Origin of the sequence: Lysinibacillus sp. G01H (assembly GCF_028872195.1) — a bacterium.
GTDB lineage: Bacteria > Bacillota > Bacilli > Bacillales_A > Planococcaceae > Lysinibacillus > Lysinibacillus capsici.
On record NZ_CP118397.1, the window covers coordinates 573,711 to 592,107 of the forward strand.

Sequence of the window (18,397 nt, forward strand, 5' to 3'; positions counted from 1 at the left end):
TTGTCAGCAATTGCATATAGCGATATTGCAATTGCTGGCTTTTTTTATTCAATAAGGGGAGAAAGTGGGGATTTCATATGACAAAGGTAGAAGTATATCGTCCAAAAAATCACGTACGTTTTGTGACAGCATCGAGTCTTTTTGATGGACATGATGCTTCAGTCAATATTATGCGACGCATTTTACAATCGAGCGGTGTAGAAGTAATCCATTTAGGTCATAACCGTTCTGTTGAAGAAGTCGTGAATGCTGCGATACAAGAAGATGCACAAGGGATTGCTGTTTCTTCTTATCAAGGCGGACATATGGAATACTTTAAATATATGTATGATTTACTGCGTGAAAAAGGAGCACCACATATTAAAATTTATGGCGGTGGTGGAGGAGTTATTTTACCACGTGAAATTAAAGAGCTTCATACGTATGGTATTGCAGGGATATTCTCACCAGAGGATGGCCGTGTTTTAGGGCTACAAGGAATGATTAATGAACAAATTAAAGGAACAGATTTTCCGACTGCAACAGGTAATTATTTAGAGAAATTAAAGGCTTTAACGACAGAGACGCCTGAGATTTTAGCCAATCTAATAACAGCAGCTGAGTCAAATGACGATGAAGCTACGAAAGAAATGCTAGCAGAGGCAAGAAAGCTTTCAAAGGGTACGCCTGTAATGGGGATTACGGGAACAGGTGGTGCAGGGAAATCATCCTTAACGGATGAACTGATTCGCCGCTTCCTAAAAGAATTCCCAGATAAACGTGTAGCCATCCTATCCGTTGATCCAACAAAGCAAAAAACGGGTGGAGCATTGCTTGGGGATCGTATTCGTATGAATGCTATTTTTAATAACCGCGTTTATATGCGTAGTTTAGCAACACGTGGCTCACGTACTGAATTATCTGCATCAATTGGTGATGTGCTAGATGTAGTACGTGTAGCAGGTTATGACTTAATCATCGTAGAAACAAGTGGAATTGGTCAAGGTGATGCCGAAATTACTAAATACACGGATCTATCCATGTATGTCATGACAAGCGAATTTGGTGCACCTACACAACTTGAGAAGATCGATATGATTGACTTTGCAGATGTTATTGCGATCAATAAATTTGAGCGAAAAGGCTCAGAGGATGCCCTTCGACAAGTACAAAAACAATATCAACGTTCACGTGAACTTTGGGATGAATCACTTGATAGCATGCCAGTCTACGGTACAATTGCTAGCCAATTTAATGACAAAGGAACAAATGCATTATTTGCCGCCCTCGTTAAAATAATTAATGAAAAAACAGGCTTTAATTGGGAAACAAGCTATGAGCAATTTGCGAAAACGCAAAAGCAAGATGTTATCATTCCAAACGATCGCCGTTATTATTTACGTGAGATTACGGACACTGTCCGTGGCTATCATAAAAAAACAGAGCAGCAGGTAGGATTTGCTCGACGACTATTCCAATTAGAAGGTGCTATTGCCGCCGTTCAAGAAAAAGCGCCAGATGATGCGCTTGTGGCATCGCTTACTTCTTTAGCAGAAGGTGTTAGAGATGAATTAACAGCAGAATCCAAGCGTATATTGGATAATTGGCAGGCATTAAAAGAAGCTTATGCTGGTGATGAGTTTGTGACTAAAGTTCGCGATAAAGAAATTCGTACCATCTTAAAAACAACTAGTCTTTCTGGCACGAAAATTCCAAAAGTAGCATTACCGAAGTTTGAAGACTATGGTGAAATCTTGCGTTGGGTTTATAAAGAAAATGTTCCTGGAGAATTCCCATATACGGCGGGTGTATTCCAATTCAAACGTGAGGGTGAAGATCCGAAGCGTCAATTTGCTGGCGAGGGAACACCAGAACGTACAAATAAACGCTTCCACTATTTATCGAAGGATGATGATGCAAAACGTTTATCTACAGCCTTTGACTCCGTGACATTGTATGGGGAGGACCCAGATTACCGACCAGATATTTACGGTAAAGTCGGAGAATCAGGTGTATCGATCTGTACACTAGAAGATATGAAAAAGCTTTACGCAGGGTTTGATTTATGTGCACCGTCTACATCTGTATCAATGACTATCAATGGACCAGCACCTATTATTTTAGCAATGTTTATGAATACAGCAATCGATCAACAAGTTCAATTACGTGAGCAAGAGCTAGGACGAACTTTGACAGTTGAAGAGTTTACCGAGACACGTGAAAAAACATTACAGGTTGTACGTGGAACAGTGCAAGCAGATATTCTAAAGGAAGATCAAGGACAGAATACATGTATTTTCTCAACAGAGTTTGCTTTACGTATGATGGGCGATATTCAGCAATATTTTATAGACCATAAAGTACGTAACTATTATTCTGTTTCCATTTCGGGTTATCATATTGCGGAAGCTGGCGCAAACCCTATTTCCCAATTAGCCTTCACCTTAGCTAATGGCTTTACGTATGTAGAGTATTATTTAAGTCGTGGCATGAATATCAATGATTTTGCACCAAATTTATCATTCTTCTTCTCAAATGGACTAGATCCAGAGTATACAGTAATCGGTCGTGTCGCACGACGTATTTGGGCTATTGTAATGCGTGATAAATACGGTGCGAATGAGCGCGCTCAAAAGCTAAAGTATCATATTCAAACGTCAGGGCGTAGTTTACACGCACAAGAGATTGATTTCAATGATATTCGTACAACATTACAGGCTTTAATGGCATTACAAGATAACTGTAACTCATTGCATACAAACGCCTACGATGAGGCCATTACTACACCTACGGAGGAATCTGTAAGACGTGCTATGGCAATTCAAATGATTATTACAAAAGAGCATGGTCTAGCAAAAAATGAAAACCCACTACAAGGCGCGTTTATTGTTGAAGAATTAACAGATCTTGTGGAAGAAGCGGTTCTTGAAGAGTTTGATCGTATCAATGATCGTGGCGGTGTGTTAGGTGCTATGGAAACACAATACCAACGTGGTAAAATTCAAGAAGAATCTATGTACTACGAAATGTTAAAACATTCAGGAGAGTTACCAATCATTGGTGTTAATACTTACTTGAACCCAAATCCACCTTCAGATGCTGATATAGATAATATGGAAATCGCTCGTGCATCGACAGAAGAAAAAGAGACGCAAATTCGTAATTTACAAGCCTTTTGGAAAGCACATGAAGAGGAAAGTGAAGCTGCGATTGCACGTCTACAAGAAGTGGCTGTCAATAATGGTAATATTTTCGCTGAGCTGATGGAGTCAGTAAAGGTAGCAAGTTTAGGGCAAATTACAAAAGCTTTATATGAAGTTGGCGGACAATATCGTCGTAATATGTAAGCAAGGTTGATCAAAACTTCTTGTATTCTGCTTCAAGCATCATGCTTCTCTAATTTTTAGTGTCTAGTCTTAAGATTAGGCACTTCTTTTTATTTTCGTTATAATAGAAATGTAAAAAAAGGGGAGGCGCAGTAGAGGATGAAATCAGCTATTCACTACATAATTATATTAGCTTTAGTATTGGGAGCCTTTTTCCTGTATAATAAGCAAATTGGCGCTATTCCTTTACTACTATTATCTGTCTATTTGTTTTATCTTGGAATAAAAAAAATGCGTAATATAAAAAACAGTAATTGAAGCTAGCAAAGGGGCTAAAACTTTGTATATAATGGGTATTATGCTTATTGTATGGAAAGTACCTTTTGCGTGGCCTTTTTTGCTGCGCTTGGAGAATAAAGCACCATGTAATTTTAAAACGTCCATTGTGACGAGGGAAAGGAAGTGCACGAATTGAATTTTCGTGAAATGACAAAGGAACAATTAACAGAAGAATCGTTAATTAACTTAGCTTATGCAATTTTAAATGAAAAACGTGCCTCAGTGTCTTTTAATGATTTATTAAAATTAATTCAAGAGCTTGTGGGCTATAGTGATGCAGAAATGAAATCCCGTCTGTTACAATTTTATACAGATATCAATATTGATGGTCGCTTCTTATATAATCAAGAAGCAGGCTGGGGCTTACGTGAATGGTTTAAAGTAGAGCAAATCGAAGAAGAAACAGCACCTTCTGTTAAAACTCAAAAGAAAAAATCTAAAGCTGCCTTTGATGATGAAGATCTTGATGAAGATGTAGACTTAGATGAAGAAGATATCGACTTTGATGAAGACTTTGAAGAGTTCATTGATGAAGAGGATCTTGAGGAAGAAGATGACGATAAAGAAGATATCGACTTTGACGATGAAGAACTAGAAGAAATTGATGAAGAAATCGATGAAGAGTTTATTGATGAAGAGGAAGAAGAATTTGAAGAAGAAGAGGAAGAGATCTAATACAGTACTCTTAGAATTTTCTTTCTTTTAAGCTAGAAGCAAAAAATCTTGACTTCTATCGCGGTTACGTTTAATCTTTTACTTGGGCTCCTTAAAAGAAGGAGAAAGACCGTGTATATAATACGCTCCCCCTGCAAACCTATGCAGGAGGAGCGTTTTTTTGTTTTTAACTTTAATCATTTTAGTTCTCCCATACTTTTAATACCGATATGAATATAAATGTTTTTAATTATTCATGATGTATAGTAAAAGGTGACTGAATAGTTATTAGAGTTTTATGGTTTAAAGGAAAGTGGAAAAGAGATAGAACCGATTACAGCTTCGAATCGACTACATTGTGTAGACATTCTCGGCTTTTCTTTTTTTAGGGTATTAGAATGTAAATGGTTCTGATCTCCCCTAAACGCACTAATATTTTAGAACATCATAAGGAGGAATTTATTCATGACGAAGTATATTTTTGTAACAGGTGGGGTTGTATCATCACTTGGAAAAGGGATTGTTGCAGCATCTTTAGGCCGTTTATTAAAAAATCGTGGGTTAGAAGTGACGATTCAAAAATTTGACCCATATATCAATATTGATCCAGGTACGATGAGTCCTTATCAACATGGTGAGGTATTTGTCACAGATGATGGTGCTGAGGCTGATTTAGACTTAGGACACTATGAACGTTTTATTGATATTAACCTAGGGAAACATTCTACAGTAACTTCAGGTCGTGTTTACCAATCTGTATTACAGAAAGAACGTCGTGGAGATTATAATGGTGGAACAGTCCAAGTAATTCCTCATATTACAAACGAAATCAAAGATCGTATCCAACGTGCTGGTCGTGAAACAAATGCAGACGTTGTGATCACAGAAGTTGGTGGAACAGTAGGTGATATTGAATCATTACCATTCCTAGAAGCCATTCGCCAAATGAAAACAAATTTAGGGCATAACAATGTAATGTATATTCACTGTACACTTATTCCCTATATTAAAGCAGCTGGTGAACTTAAAACAAAACCTACACAGCATTCTGTTAAAGAATTACGCTCTTTAGGTATTCAGCCAAATATTATCGTAGTTCGTACTGAACAAGAAGTACCACAAGATATGAAAGAGAAATTAGCATTATTCTGTGATGTTCAACCACATGAAATTATTGAATCTCGTGATGCTGAGCATTTATATGAAGTACCATTAAACCTACATGCGCAAGATATAGATGATATCGTATTGGATCATTTTGGTATGGAAGCTCCAGAAGCAGATATGGAAGAATGGCGTGACCTTGTAGAAAAAGTGAAGAACTTACCAAATAAAAGAAAGGTAGCATTAGTAGGGAAATACGTAGAACTACAAGATGCGTACATTTCTGTAGTTGAGGCATTAAAGCATGCTGGATATGCATTTAATTCTGATATTGAAATTGATTGGATTAATGCAGAACACGTTGATGCTGACAATGTTGCCACGCTATTAAAAGGTGCTGACGCTATTTTAGTACCAGGCGGCTTTGGTGATCGTGGTGTTGAAGGTAAAATCTTAGCAACACAATATGCACGTGAAAATAATGTTCCTTTCCTAGGCATTTGTTTAGGTATGCAATTAGCAACAGTAGAATTTGCACGTAATGTACTTGGCCTAAAAGGTGCTCATTCTACAGAGCTTGATGCAAATACAGAGTATCCAATTATCGACTTCCTACCAGATCAAAATGATACTGTAGATATCGGTGGTACGTTACGTTTAGGTTTATACCCATGTAAATTAAAGGATGGTTCAAAAGCTAGCCAAGCCTATGGTAAAGAGCTTGTTTATGAGCGTCATCGTCACCGCTATGAATTTAACAATGAATATCGTGAGGCAATGGAAGCAGCTGGCCTTGTCTTCTCAGGTACAAGTCTTGATGGCAAATTGGTTGAAATTATTGAGCTACCAGAAAACAACTTCTTTGTAGCATGTCAATTCCACCCAGAGCTAGTGTCACGTCCAAATCGTCCACAACCATTGTTCCGCGACTTTATCGGCTCAACATTTAAATAATCAGAAAGAGTTGTCTCGTTATACACGAGACAACTCTTTTTAAGTTGATCACTACAATTCTTCTTCATCCAACCCAAGCATTTCATCATAAGCAATTTTGACAGCTTCATATACAAAGAGTCCTGCAAGTGCATGTGGTACAACAATACGTTGACCTAGATCATTTGGTATTAAACCGCCTTTAATGCGCGTAGAAACATACGTATAGGCTAAATCTGCAAGAGGGTTATCTCCACTAGCTGCTTCACTAGCTATAGCAGCAAAGGGAATAAATTGTGTATTTAATTTTTGGGCTAAGACGAGTGCTTCTTCATCATATGCACTACGAGTAAAAATGCAAACCCGATCAGCTTCTGTTAAGCTTGTGTCTGTAGTCCAAGGTGCTAACTTGCTAAAGGTTTCGACTGCTTGAAGTGCATTTAATTCCACAACCTGCATTTCTCCAAAGCAAGCAAAATAGACGTTTCCTTCGCCGATTGCGGCTTGTGCTAATAACCTTGCTGTCTCCTCGATAGCATCTTCTTCATTTTGTGTAATTCTTTGTAATAATCCACTTAATTGTGTTGTTAGAATTTTTGACATGTTCCCACCTCTATTCATATTATAGAGGGTAAAAGGTAGAAAGCAAAAGCAGATAATTTATAATACTAGAAGGTATTAAGCTGAAAAAGGAGAATTATACATAATAAAGAAAGTTTTTGTGTAAGAATAAAACTAAAAAGGGCGGAATGCGATGTGAAACGATTACTAATTGTCGATGATCAGCAGGGAATTCGTTTACTTTTAAATGAAGTGCTGAAAAAGGAAGGATATATTACATATTTAGCAGCGAATGGTTCAGAGGCATTAAAGTATGCAGACGAACAAGAGATGGATTGTGTTTTACTGGACATGAAAATTCCAGGAATGGATGGTATTGAAATTTTGAGACGTTTAAAAAAGAAATTTCCGAAGCTGCCTGTTTTTATGATGACAGCATACGGAGAATTGGATGTTGTGCAAGAAGCGTTAGAATTAGGAGCCATTCGTTACTTTACAAAACCGTTTGATATTTTCGAAGTGCGTGATGAAGTAAATAAAGCTTTACAAGTTTAAAAAGCAGGCAGTGGACACACGGCCTGTTTTTTATGTTGATTAATAGCCTCTGCTTTTCAGGTGAGAGGACTTCGTTGCGTTACTCTTCACTTCGTCACCCTGCCGCTCCGTTACGCTCCGCTTTCGGGTAGAAAATAATAGCCCCTGCTTTTCAGGGGAGTAGGACTTCATTGTGTTACTCTTCACTTCGTCACCCTGCCGCTCCGTTACGCTCCGCTTTCGGGTAGAAAATAATAGCCCCTGCTTTTCAGGGGCTAGGACTTCGTTGCGTTACTCTTCACTTCGTCAACCCTGCCGCTACGTTACGCTCCGCTTTCGGGTAGAAAATAATAGCCCCTGCTTTTCAGGGGAGTAGGACTTCGTTGCGTTACCCTTCACTTCGTCAACCCTGCCGCTACGTTACCCTCCGCTTTCGGGTAGAAAATAATAGCCCCTGCTTTTCAGGGGAGTAGGACTTCGTTGCGTTACTCTTCACTTCGTCACCCTGCCGCTCCGTTACACTCCGCTTTCGGGTAGAAAATAATAGCCCCTGCTTTTCAGGGGAGTAGGACTTCGTTGCGTTACTCTTCACTTCGTCACCCTGCCGCTCCGTTACCCTCCGCTTTCGGGTAGAAAATAATAGCCCCTGCTTTTCAGGGGCTATTATTTTTGCTATGATTGAGGAGCATGTTTATGTAGAAAGAATAGTCCTATGAGGAGGATTTTTAGTATGGCATTAGTATCTATGAAAGAGATGTTAATTAAAGCAAAAGCAGAAGGTTATGCTGTTGGTCAATTCAACATTAATAACCTTGAATGGACTCAAGCAATTTTACAAGCAGCTGAAGAAGAAAAATCTCCAGTGATTCTTGGTGTTTCTGAAGGTGCAGGTAAATATATGGGCGGATTTATTTCTGTTGTTCATATGGTAAAAGGTTTAATGGAATCTTACGGTACTACAGTTCCTGTAGCAATTCACCTTGACCATGGATCTAGCTTTGCAAAATGTAAAGAAGCAATTGATGCAGGCTTTACTTCCGTGATGATTGATGCATCACATCACCCATTTGAGGAAAATGTGAAAATTACTTCAGAAGTAGTAGAATACGCACATGCTAAAGGCGTTTCTGTGGAAGCAGAATTAGGAACTGTTGGTGGAGATGAAGATGGCGTAATCGGTGGTATTATTTACGCTGATCCAGAAGAATGTCGCAAAATGGTTGAACTAACTGACATTGACTGCTTAGCGCCAGCACTTGGCTCTGTACACGGTCCTTACAAAGGAGAGCCAAACTTAGGCTTTAAAGAAATGGAGGAAATCTCTAAATTGGCAGACCTTCCACTTGTTTTACATGGTGGTACAGGTATCCCAACAAAAGATATCCAACGTTCTATTTCATTAGGTACGGCTAAAATCAACGTCAATACTGAAAATCAAATTGAAGCAACAAAAGTAATTCGTGAAATTCTTGACAACGACAAAGTTGTTTACGACCCTCGTAAATTCCTTGGTCCAGCACGTGAAGCCATCAAAGCTACGGTTATTGGTAAAATTCGTGAATTTGGAAGTGCACAAAAAGCATAATTTTTGCATTTAATATGTTACAAAAGCATAGATAAATACACATAATAAGAGAAGTGTTGATGCTTTCAATCGACCTTCTCTTGTTTTTGAAATAAAGAAATTTTGGAAAATATTTAATAATATAAGAAAAATGATCAGGAGGAAATAATAATATGAAATTTTTCATTGATACAGCAAACTTTGAAGAGATTAAAGAGGCACATGCATGGGGTATTTTATCAGGAGTGACAACAAACCCATCGTTAGTGGCTAAAGAAGAGAATGTTTCTTTCCATGATCGTCTTCGCGAAATCGCTGAGCTTGTTGATGGCTCTGTAAGTGGGGAAGTTATTGCACTTGATGCAGAAGGAATGATTAAAGAAGGTTTGGAGTTAGCTGCTATTGCACCAAACATCACAGTAAAGCTACCTATGACACCAGCTGGATTAGAGGCATGTCGTTTCTTTGCAAACAAAGGTATTAAAACAAACGTGACATTAATTTTTAGTGCTAACCAAGCATTAATGGCTGCGCGTGCAGGTGCTACATACGTATCACCATTTATCGGCCGTTTAGATGACATTGGTCAAAATGGTGTTGAGTTAATTGAAACAATTGCAGATATTTTTACAATCCATAATATCGATACACAAATTATCGCTGCCTCTGTCCGTCACCCTCAACACGTTACAGCAGCAGCTTTAGCAGGTGCACATATTTCAACTACTCCGTTTAAAGTATTAAAACAGCTTTTCCACCATCCATTAACTGAAAAAGGAATTGAAGGATTTTTAGCGGATTGGAATAAGAGAAAAGGCGAATAATAAGATTATAAAGTGTGCAAATTGCAAAAATACTACTTTCCAATCATGAGGGAGAACGCAAAATGGATGTTTATAAAATTACTGGCGAAAATCGTCTACAAGGTACAATTAAAGTTAGTGGTGCAAAAAATAGTGCAGTCGCCTTAATTCCTGCATCAATTTTGGCGAACTCTCCAGTGACTATTGGAGGGATACCCGAAATTTCAGATGCTTGGACGTTAAAGGCTCTATTAGAGGAAATTGGTGGGGAAGTTTCATTTGAGAATGGGAAAATGACAATCGATCCAACAGAGATGATTGCATTGCCCTTACCAAACGGCAACGTTAAAAAGTTACGTGCTTCTTATTATTTAATGGGTGCTATGCTTGGACGTTTCAAAAAAGCAGTTATTGGTTTACCTGGAGGTTGTTTTTTAGGACCTCGACCTATTGATCAACATATAAAGGGCTTTGAGGCTTTAGGAGCTAAAATTACGAATGAACATGGAGCCATTTATTTACGTGCAGATGAGTTAATTGGGGCAAAAATTTATTTAGATGTAGCAAGTGTTGGGGCTACTATTAATATCATGCTTGCTGCAGTCCTTGCTAAGGGACGTACTGTCATTGAAAATGCTGCAAAAGAACCTGAGATAATTGATGTTGCGACACTTCTAACAAATATGGGTGCCAATATTAAAGGTGCAGGTACAAGTGTCATTCGTATCGAAGGCGTAGAAGAGCTACATGGTACTGAACATACGATTATACCTGATCGCATTGAGGCCTCCACATTTTTAATTATGGCTGCAGCAGTTGGTGATGGTATAACGATCGATAACGTTATTCCACTGCATTTAGAAGCAATTATTGCCAAGCTTCGTGAAATGGGTGTGAAAATTGAGATTGGTGAAGAAAGTATTTATGTGCCAAAAACAGACCTCTCAACATTACAGGCAGTGGATGTTAAAACATTGGTATACCCTGGATTCCCAACGGATATTCAACAACCGCTTGCCGTGTTAATGTCACAAGCATTTGGTTCCTCAAAAGTAACAGATACTATTTACACAGCTCGTTTCAAGCATATTGATGAGCTTCGTCGTATGAATGCAGATGCTCGTGTAGAAGGAAACACAGCAATTATTAAAGGGCCAAGTAGATTACATGGCTCAACTGTAACAGCTACAGATCTTCGTGCTGGAGCAGCTTTAGTGTTAGCTGGACTCTTAGCAGAAGGAGAAACTGAGATTCAGGATATCTATCATATCGAACGTGGTTATAGCTCACTTATTGAGAAATTACGTGATTTAGGCGCGGATATTCGACGTGAAACAATTGTGGCACGTGTAGCTGAGACAAAGGAATAATGAGAGCTAAAAGTTTTCAACCAATTATGTTACAATAGAGGTAATTTGAATGTTTTGGCACGAAAAGGTGCCCATAACGGGAGGCAAAGCAACAATGGAACGTAGTTTATCGATGGAAGTAGTACGAGTAACAGAAGCAGCAGCAATCGCATCCGGGAAATGGATGGGGCGCGGTTTGAAAATTGAGGCAGATGATGCAGCAACAACAGCGATGCGCAAAATGTTCGATACAATTCCAATGCATGCTACAGTAGTAATTGGTGAAGGCGAAATGGATGAAGCACCAATGCTTTATATTGGTGAAGAACTTGGTTTACGAAATGGTGGTCCTAAAGTAGATATTGCAGTGGATCCTTTAGAAGGTACAAATATTGTAGCAAAAGGTACAAATGGTGCTATGACAGTTCTTGCTATTGCAGATAAAGGGAATCTGTTAAATGCACCAGATATGTACATGGAGAAAATTGCTGTAGGACCAGAAGCAGCGGGCAAAGTGGATATCAATGCTTCGGTCACTTATAACTTATTACAAGTAGCAAAAGCTAAAAATAAAGATATTTCGGATGTTGTAGCTACTCTTTTAGATCGACCACGTCACCAAGCGATTGTTGATGAAATTCGTGAGGCTGGTGCACGTATTAAATTTATCCAAGATGGCGATGTTGGTGCTGCAATCAATACGGCCTTTGATGAAACAGGCATTGATATTATGTTTGGAACAGGCGGTGCACCTGAGGGTGTTATTGCGGCAGTAGCTTTAAAATGTCTTGGTGGTGACTTCCAAGCAAAACTAGTACCAGAAGATGAAGAGCAATTAGAACGCTGCACAAAAATGGGTGTGGATGTTGAAAAAGTACTTTATTTAGATGACCTAGTAAAAGGTGACGATGCTATTTTTGCAGCGACAGCTGTAACAGATTGCGAGCTTTTAAAGGGTGTTCAATATAAAGGTGCTTATGCCTTAACTCATTCAGTAGTTATGCGTGCTAAATCTGGTACAGTTCGCTTTGTTGAAGGCCGTCACGCTCTTGAGAAAAAACCTAGATATTAATGTTATTTTCTTCTAAAATATACCTAGTACATCTCTTGTGCTAGGTACCTTCTTCTTTAAATAACCATCCCATATTTTTAAGGCAATGTTTAGTTATATGGTGGAAAGTATTCCAAAAGATATTATTAAAGGCAACCATATAAGCGTTAGCAGAGCCAAGCGTAAACTTCAATGATAACCCCATTAAATTGAATTATATTTTGAAAAAGACTGGAGTTGTGCATATGTCTGCATTGACAATCGCTCAATTAGAAAACATGACGTTAAAAGAGCTTTACGCCCTTGCACGCCAATATAAAATTTCTTATTATAGCAAGCTAACGAAAAAAGAATTGATATTTGCTATTTTGAAAACGCGTTCAGAGCAAGAGGGCTATTTCTTTATGGAAGGCGTACTAGAAATTGTTTCGCAAGAGGGCTTCGGCTTCCTTCGACCAATCAACTACTCACCGAGTAAAGAAGATATTTATATTTCTGCATCCCAAATCCGTCGCTTTGATTTGCGTAATGGGGACAAGGTTTCAGGAAAGGTGCGTCCACCGAAGGAAAATGAGCGCTATTATGGCCTATTACAAGTAGATGCTGTCAATGGCGAAGATCCTGAAGTAGCGAAAGAACGAGTTCATTTCCCAGCACTAACACCTTTATATCCAAATCGACAAATTAAACTAGAAACAACACAACGCAATTTATCCACACGTATAATGGATTTAGTGGCACCTGTAGGCTTTGGACAACGTGGATTAATTGTTGCTCCACCAAAGGCAGGGAAAACGTCTTTACTAAAAGAGATTGCAAACGCTATTACAACCAATCATCCACAAGCAGAGTTAATTGTCCTACTGATTGATGAACGACCTGAGGAAGTGACGGATATTGAACGTTCTGTCAATGCAGATGTTGTCAGCTCAACATTTGATGAAGTACCTGAGAACCACGTCAAAGTGGCTGAAATAGTATTAGAACGTGCGCGACGTTTAGTGGAACATAAGCGTGATGTAATCATTTTAATGGACTCCATTACACGTTTAGCTCGTGCTTATAACTTAGTGATTCCACCGAGTGGACGTACACTTTCTGGTGGTATTGATCCTGCTGCGTTCCATAGACCAAAACGTTTCTTTGGTTCAGCTCGTAATATTGAAGAAGGCGGTAGTTTAACAATTTTAGCGACGGCTTTAGTAGATACAGGATCTCGTATGGATGAAGTTATCTATGAAGAATTTAAGGGAACAGGGAACTTAGAGCTTCATCTTGATCGTCAGTTAGCAGAACGCCGTATATTCCCTGCACTTGACATTCGTCGTTCGGGTACACGTAAAGAAGAGCTTCTTCTGGAGCCAGAACAACTTGAAAAGCTATGGGCGATTCGTAAAACATTTTCTGATGCACCAGATTTTGCAGAGCGCTTCCTGAAAAAAATACGTACAACAAAATCAAATGAAGAATTTTTTGAAAAGCTAAACGAAGATATGAAAAAAGCAACAAAGGGTAAGGGACTTTTATAAATGGCATCACCATTGACAAACAAATTGTCAATGGTGATTTTTTTTTGTATATGTTTATTTTATATATGTATATTGAAATTGATAATCATTATCAATATAATGGTAAGTAAATATGTTCTGAAGGAGACGAAGATGAATTATGATGCCTATATGCTTCTTTGGCAAAATGCATTTATCCAGTTGAAGCAAATCGATTACATAAATAAATCAGACATTCATGTGTCAAAGGTTTTAACATATAGCTCGTTTCTTATTGTCACAGCAGGCGAAGCACAGATTGTCATTGATGATCAATCTTATCGTGTGCAGCGCTTCAGTATTTTTCATATAGGAAAATCTCAATGTCTTCACATTAGGGTACAGCAAAGTGTTAGCTATTTTCTCATTAGCTATAAGGGAGATGTCATGTACAAAGATGCCTTTATACAGCATTTGCACATGCACTATCAACCATTTCAAACACATTTCTCTTGTGTACCCGCAAATCCGATAGTCATTCACGGCATCCTTCAAGATATGTATAGCAAATGGCAATCTGGCTCTATACAGGAGCATTTATCTGTAAGGGCGTCCTTCTATGAAATTATCTATCATGTCTTTCGAGAATTAGTAGAAGGACAAGGGAAACCACATGAAATTGATAAGGCGGAAGCCGCACGATTATTTATAAAGCAACACATTCATCAACCATTATCTATCCAGACATTAGCAGATATGCTTCAGATTAGTACACGGCATTTATTACGCATCTTTAAAGCACGCTATGAAATAGGCCCACAAATATATTTACAACAATTGAGAATAGAGCAGGCTAAGCAGTATTTATTAACCAATCAATATGGCATAAAAGAAATTGCCATATCTCTTGGATTTGAAGATGAATATTATTTTAGTCGTGCTTTTAAAAAAGCAACAAATCTGGCTCCAAGTAGCTTTAGGCTGAAATATGCATCTAATATGTCCGAAATTGCCATTACAAATGAGAATCATTTTCAATACAATAATAATCAGCTCGCGCAAGCAAAACGATTTGAGAATGGAGAAAATGAAATCATGATGAAGAAGATGATTCACCATATAAAGCTTCCTTTTTTATTAAGCCTGTTCGTTTTACTAGCAGCGTGTAATGAAGAGACAAGCCAATCTAAGGTTGATGAACCAACTTCGCCCGAGAAAGCAGAGACTAGAACCGTAACAGATGATAGTGGACGTGAAGTAGAAATTCCAATGAAGGCAGAGAGAGTCGTAACTGATTGGTATCTGGGACAAATTTTAGCGTTAGATGTTGTACCAGTCGGAGGCGTAACGGCTAACCTTGATTATGCTGCTTTCTTAAAGCGACACTATAAGGATGGAGAAATTACGAATATTGGTACAGATGGTAAGGTGTCATTAGAAAAAGTTTTAGAGTTAAAGCCAGATTTGATTATTACTTGGAATGTGGAAGATGTAGCAAAGTATGAAAAAATTGCTCCCACAATTGTTTTCGCTGAAGATGCCCATCGATCAGCGACTGAGGAGATTAAGGCAATGGGGAATTACTTAGGAAGACAAGCAGAGGCTGAGGCTTTTACAAAAGAATTTGAAGATCGGATCGCCAAAGCTAAAGAAAAAATCATGGATGTGATTCCAAAAGGATCTACATTTACTATTTATGAAATGTTTGAAAAAAATGCAACGATTATAGGGAAATCTAGTGTTTCGGGCGGTAGAGCACTCTATCAAATTTTAGACATGTTGCCTCAAGAAAAGGTGCAGGAGCTGTTTGATACAAAGGAAGGAAATAATGGACGCTATGAGATTTCCTATGAGGTAGTAGGGGACTATGTAGGTGACTATAACTTCATGATTAATTTCTTTAACAAAGATGGCCAGTTGCCAGCAACATGGACAAACTTAGATGTCGTTAAAAGTAATCAAGTATTAGAGCTTCCATCTGAATATTATTTTGCCTCTGACCCACTCTCTGGCTTACACCAAGCTGAAGAACTAGCTGACAAAATCGTTGAATTTACAAAGGCTCATCAACAATAACTGAGATAACAGGAGAGCTATTGTTGATAGCTCATTTATAGATACGTAAACGAGATCATAATAGGAGGCTACACCATGTTATTACGGCGTTTTTTTTCATATTATAAGCCCTATAAAGGTTTATTTATTTTAGATTTTAGCTGTGCCATATTAGTGGCATTAATAGAGCTTGCGTTTCCGATTGTTTTAAATAAAGTAATTGATGATATTCTGCCAGATGGGGAATTAAAGTGGATTATTATGGCAAGCTTATTGCTGTTTGCATTATATATTTTTAACTCCATTCTACATTTTATCGTTTCGTATTGGGGACATATGCTGGGCATTAATATTGAAACAGATATGAGAAAAGAATCCTTTAGTCATGTGCAAAAGTTATCCTTTAGATATTTTGATAACAACAAAACAGGGCATCTTGTTTCTCGTTTAACAAATGATTTGATGGATATTGGTGAACTTGCTCACCATGGTCCAGAGGATATCTTTATTGCAGCTATGACGATTATTGGAACATTTGGTGTCATGTACTATATTGATCCAACCTTTACGATTCTTATTTTCTTACTTGTACCGATTATCTTAATCTTAACTATTATTTTCGGAAAATTAATGTCCAAGGCATTCCGTCAAATGTTTGGAGATATCGCAGATTTCAATGCACGTGTTGAAAACAATGTAAGTGGTATTCGTGTTGTACAAGCTTTTACAAATGAAGATCATGAAATTAAACGCTTTAAAGTAAATAATGAAAGATTCCGTATGACAAAGCTTTTTTCCTATAAAGTAATGGCTTGGAATGAAGCAATTTCAGGCATACTCACGAAGGTATTATCACTCTTTACTTTATTTGTTGGGGCTTATTTTGTATTAAATGGGCATTTAACAAATGGTGATTTTATCGCATTTATTTTACTTTCAGGTATTCTCTTAGGACCAATTAACAAAATCAATATGTTTATAGAAAGCTATCCAAAGGGCATGGCAGGATTTAGGCGCTATATTGAATTCCTCGAAACGGAGCCCGAAATTGCAGACCGTCCAGAAGCGAAAACAATCGATGAAATTGATGGTGAAATTACTTTTTCTAATGTATCGTTTGGTTACGCTGCCAATAATCGTGCCTTACATCAAATTAATTTAAAGGTACGTCCTGGTGAAACGGTTGCCTTAGTAGGACCTTCTGGTGCAGGGAAATCTACGATCTGTAGCCTATTGCCACGTTTTTATGAGGTGAATGAAGGCTCCATTAAGATTGATGGTGTTGATATACGAGATTTTAAATTGCAATCTTTACGTTCGCATATCGGGATTGTCCAGCAAGATGTCTTTTTATTCGATGGTACCATTCGTGAAAACATAGCCTATGGGGATTTAAATGCCAGCGAAGAAGATATTTGGTATGCCGCACAACGAGCACAACTGACGGATGTAATCAATGCTTTACCAGAGGGCATGGATACACTCATTGGTGAACGTGGTGTCAAATTATCAGGCGGACAAAAACAAAGATTATCAATTGCACGTATTTTCTTGAAAAATCCAAAAATCTTAATACTAGATGAAGCAACATCTGCATTGGATACAGAAACAGAACAAGCTATCCAGCAAGCCTTAAACGAGCTTTCTATCGGTCGTACTACATTAGTGATTGCCCACCGTTTAGCAACGATTAAGGATGCAGACAGAATTGTTGTGGTATCGAAAAAGGGCATTATTGAAGAAGGCACACATGAGCAATTAATGGAACGCCAAAATGCTTACTATGGCTTGTATACAGCCCAATTTGGTTTACAAATGTAAAAGTAATAGCATTCTCAAAAGTGAAAGGAAGTTAAAAATGTCAGTACTAGAAATAGATCATGTTGCGATTGGTTATTCCTCAGCGCTCATCGTCAATGATTTAAGTGTGGAGATTCCGAAAGGCCAGATCTCCACGATTATTGGTCCAAATGGTTGTGGCAAATCTACTTTATTAAAGGCTGTTGCACGTGTATTACGCACACAAAATGGAGCTGTCTATTTAGATGGCAAAGCTATACATCAATTAAAAACAAAAGAAGTGGCCAAAAGAATGGCTATTTTACCTCAAACAGCAACTGCACCAGGAGGATTAACGGTTTTTGAACTGGTATCCTATGGTCGTTTTCCTCATCAAGTAGGGTTTGGTACATTGCAAAAGGAAGACTATGAATATATCCATTGGGCTATTGATGTTACGGGGCTAAGAGAATTTAGTGATCGACCAATCGAAGCATTATCAGGTGGTCAGCGTCAGAGAGTGTGGATTGCTATGGCATTGGCGCAAGGCACAGATATTTTAGTACTGGATGAACCAACAACTTATTTAGATTTAGCACATCAGCTCGATATTTTATTGTTGCTACAAAAGCTAAATAAAGAAGAAGGGCGAACAATTATCATGGTTTTACATGATTTAAATCATGCATCACGCTTCTCTCATTTTATGATGGCCATGAGAGACGGCAATTTAATGGTGAATGGCAGTCCAAAAGAAGTGATGACAAAAGAAAATTTACAAAGGGTATTTAATATCGATGCAGAAATGGCAGTATGTCCCTATAGTGAAAATCCAATCTGCCTATCTTATCAGCTGTACGATATGAAAAAATAAAAGCT

13 protein-coding genes are annotated in these 18,397 nt (G+C 38.1%); 12 read left to right on the plus strand and 1 reads right to left on the minus strand.

Translation table 11 applies throughout. The features are described 5' to 3' along the window. The first annotated feature begins 77 nt into the window (after positions 1-77). From icmF to PSR12_RS02850, 3 genes are all read left to right on the plus strand, one after another. A complete protein-coding gene (gene icmF / locus PSR12_RS02840; protein ID WP_016993587.1) occupies positions 78-3,326 on the plus strand; it encodes a fused isobutyryl-CoA mutase/GTPase IcmF in 3,249 nt (1,082 codons plus the stop codon). A gap of 450 nt (positions 3,327-3,776) precedes the next feature. After that, complete coding sequence (gene rpoE / locus PSR12_RS02845) at positions 3,777-4,319, plus strand: DNA-directed RNA polymerase subunit delta (RefSeq protein WP_088364077.1); 543 nt, start codon at positions 3,777-3,779, stop codon at positions 4,317-4,319. A gap of 444 nt (positions 4,320-4,763) precedes the next feature. Then, positions 4,764-6,356, plus strand: coding sequence for a CTP synthase (locus tag PSR12_RS02850; protein WP_274771495.1), 1,593 nt, complete (start codon positions 4,764-4,766; stop codon positions 6,354-6,356). Between the two features lie 51 nt (positions 6,357-6,407). Here the strand turns inward: PSR12_RS02850 and PSR12_RS02855 are convergent, their stop codons facing one another. Then, positions 6,408-6,938: a DUF2529 family protein gene (locus PSR12_RS02855; protein WP_221679352.1), complete on the minus strand. Its 531-nt coding sequence runs from the start codon at positions 6,936-6,938 to the stop codon at positions 6,408-6,410. Between the two features lie 153 nt (positions 6,939-7,091). Between PSR12_RS02855 and PSR12_RS02860 the strand changes: the two genes are divergently transcribed. The 9 genes from PSR12_RS02860 to PSR12_RS02900 all read left to right on the plus strand — a co-directional run bounded on the left by PSR12_RS02860 (position 7,092) and on the right by PSR12_RS02900 (position 18,392). Next, positions 7,092-7,451: a response regulator gene (locus PSR12_RS02860; RefSeq protein WP_004269444.1), complete on the plus strand. Its 360-nt coding sequence runs from the start codon at positions 7,092-7,094 to the stop codon at positions 7,449-7,451. Between the two features lie 709 nt (positions 7,452-8,160). Continuing rightward, entirely contained in the window at positions 8,161-9,015 is an 855-nt protein-coding gene (locus PSR12_RS02865; RefSeq protein WP_004269446.1) for a class II fructose-bisphosphate aldolase, read from the plus strand. A 152-nt stretch (positions 9,016-9,167) separates the two neighbouring features. After that, the gene (gene fsa / locus PSR12_RS02870; protein WP_004269447.1) at positions 9,168-9,818 is read left to right on the plus strand and encodes a fructose-6-phosphate aldolase; all 651 of its coding nucleotides are present in this window, start codon (positions 9,168-9,170) and stop codon (positions 9,816-9,818) included. A gap of 62 nt (positions 9,819-9,880) precedes the next feature. Beyond that, entirely contained in the window at positions 9,881-11,167 is a 1,287-nt protein-coding gene (locus PSR12_RS02875; protein WP_048395599.1) for a UDP-N-acetylglucosamine 1-carboxyvinyltransferase, read from the plus strand. A 94-nt stretch (positions 11,168-11,261) separates the two neighbouring features. Beyond that, positions 11,262-12,218, plus strand: coding sequence for a class II fructose-bisphosphatase (gene glpX, locus PSR12_RS02880; RefSeq protein WP_004269449.1), 957 nt, complete (start codon positions 11,262-11,264; stop codon positions 12,216-12,218). Positions 12,219-12,442: 224 nt separating this feature from the next. Beyond that, a complete protein-coding gene (gene rho / locus PSR12_RS02885; protein ID WP_016992739.1) occupies positions 12,443-13,726 on the plus strand; it encodes a transcription termination factor Rho in 1,284 nt (427 codons plus the stop codon). Positions 13,727-13,858: 132 nt separating this feature from the next. Next, on the plus strand, positions 13,859-15,760 hold the full coding sequence (locus PSR12_RS02890; protein WP_274771499.1) for a helix-turn-helix domain-containing protein: 1,902 nt from the start codon (positions 13,859-13,861) through the stop codon (positions 15,758-15,760). A gap of 75 nt (positions 15,761-15,835) precedes the next feature. Then, complete coding sequence (locus PSR12_RS02895; protein ID WP_274771500.1) at positions 15,836-17,560, plus strand: ABC transporter ATP-binding protein; 1,725 nt, start codon at positions 15,836-15,838, stop codon at positions 17,558-17,560. A gap of 37 nt (positions 17,561-17,597) precedes the next feature. Beyond that, positions 17,598-18,392 carry an ABC transporter ATP-binding protein gene (locus tag PSR12_RS02900; RefSeq protein WP_066036941.1) on the plus strand — a complete coding sequence of 265 codons (795 nt, stop codon included), beginning with the start codon at positions 17,598-17,600 and terminating at the stop codon, positions 18,390-18,392. Positions 18,393-18,397 lie beyond the last annotated feature (5 nt).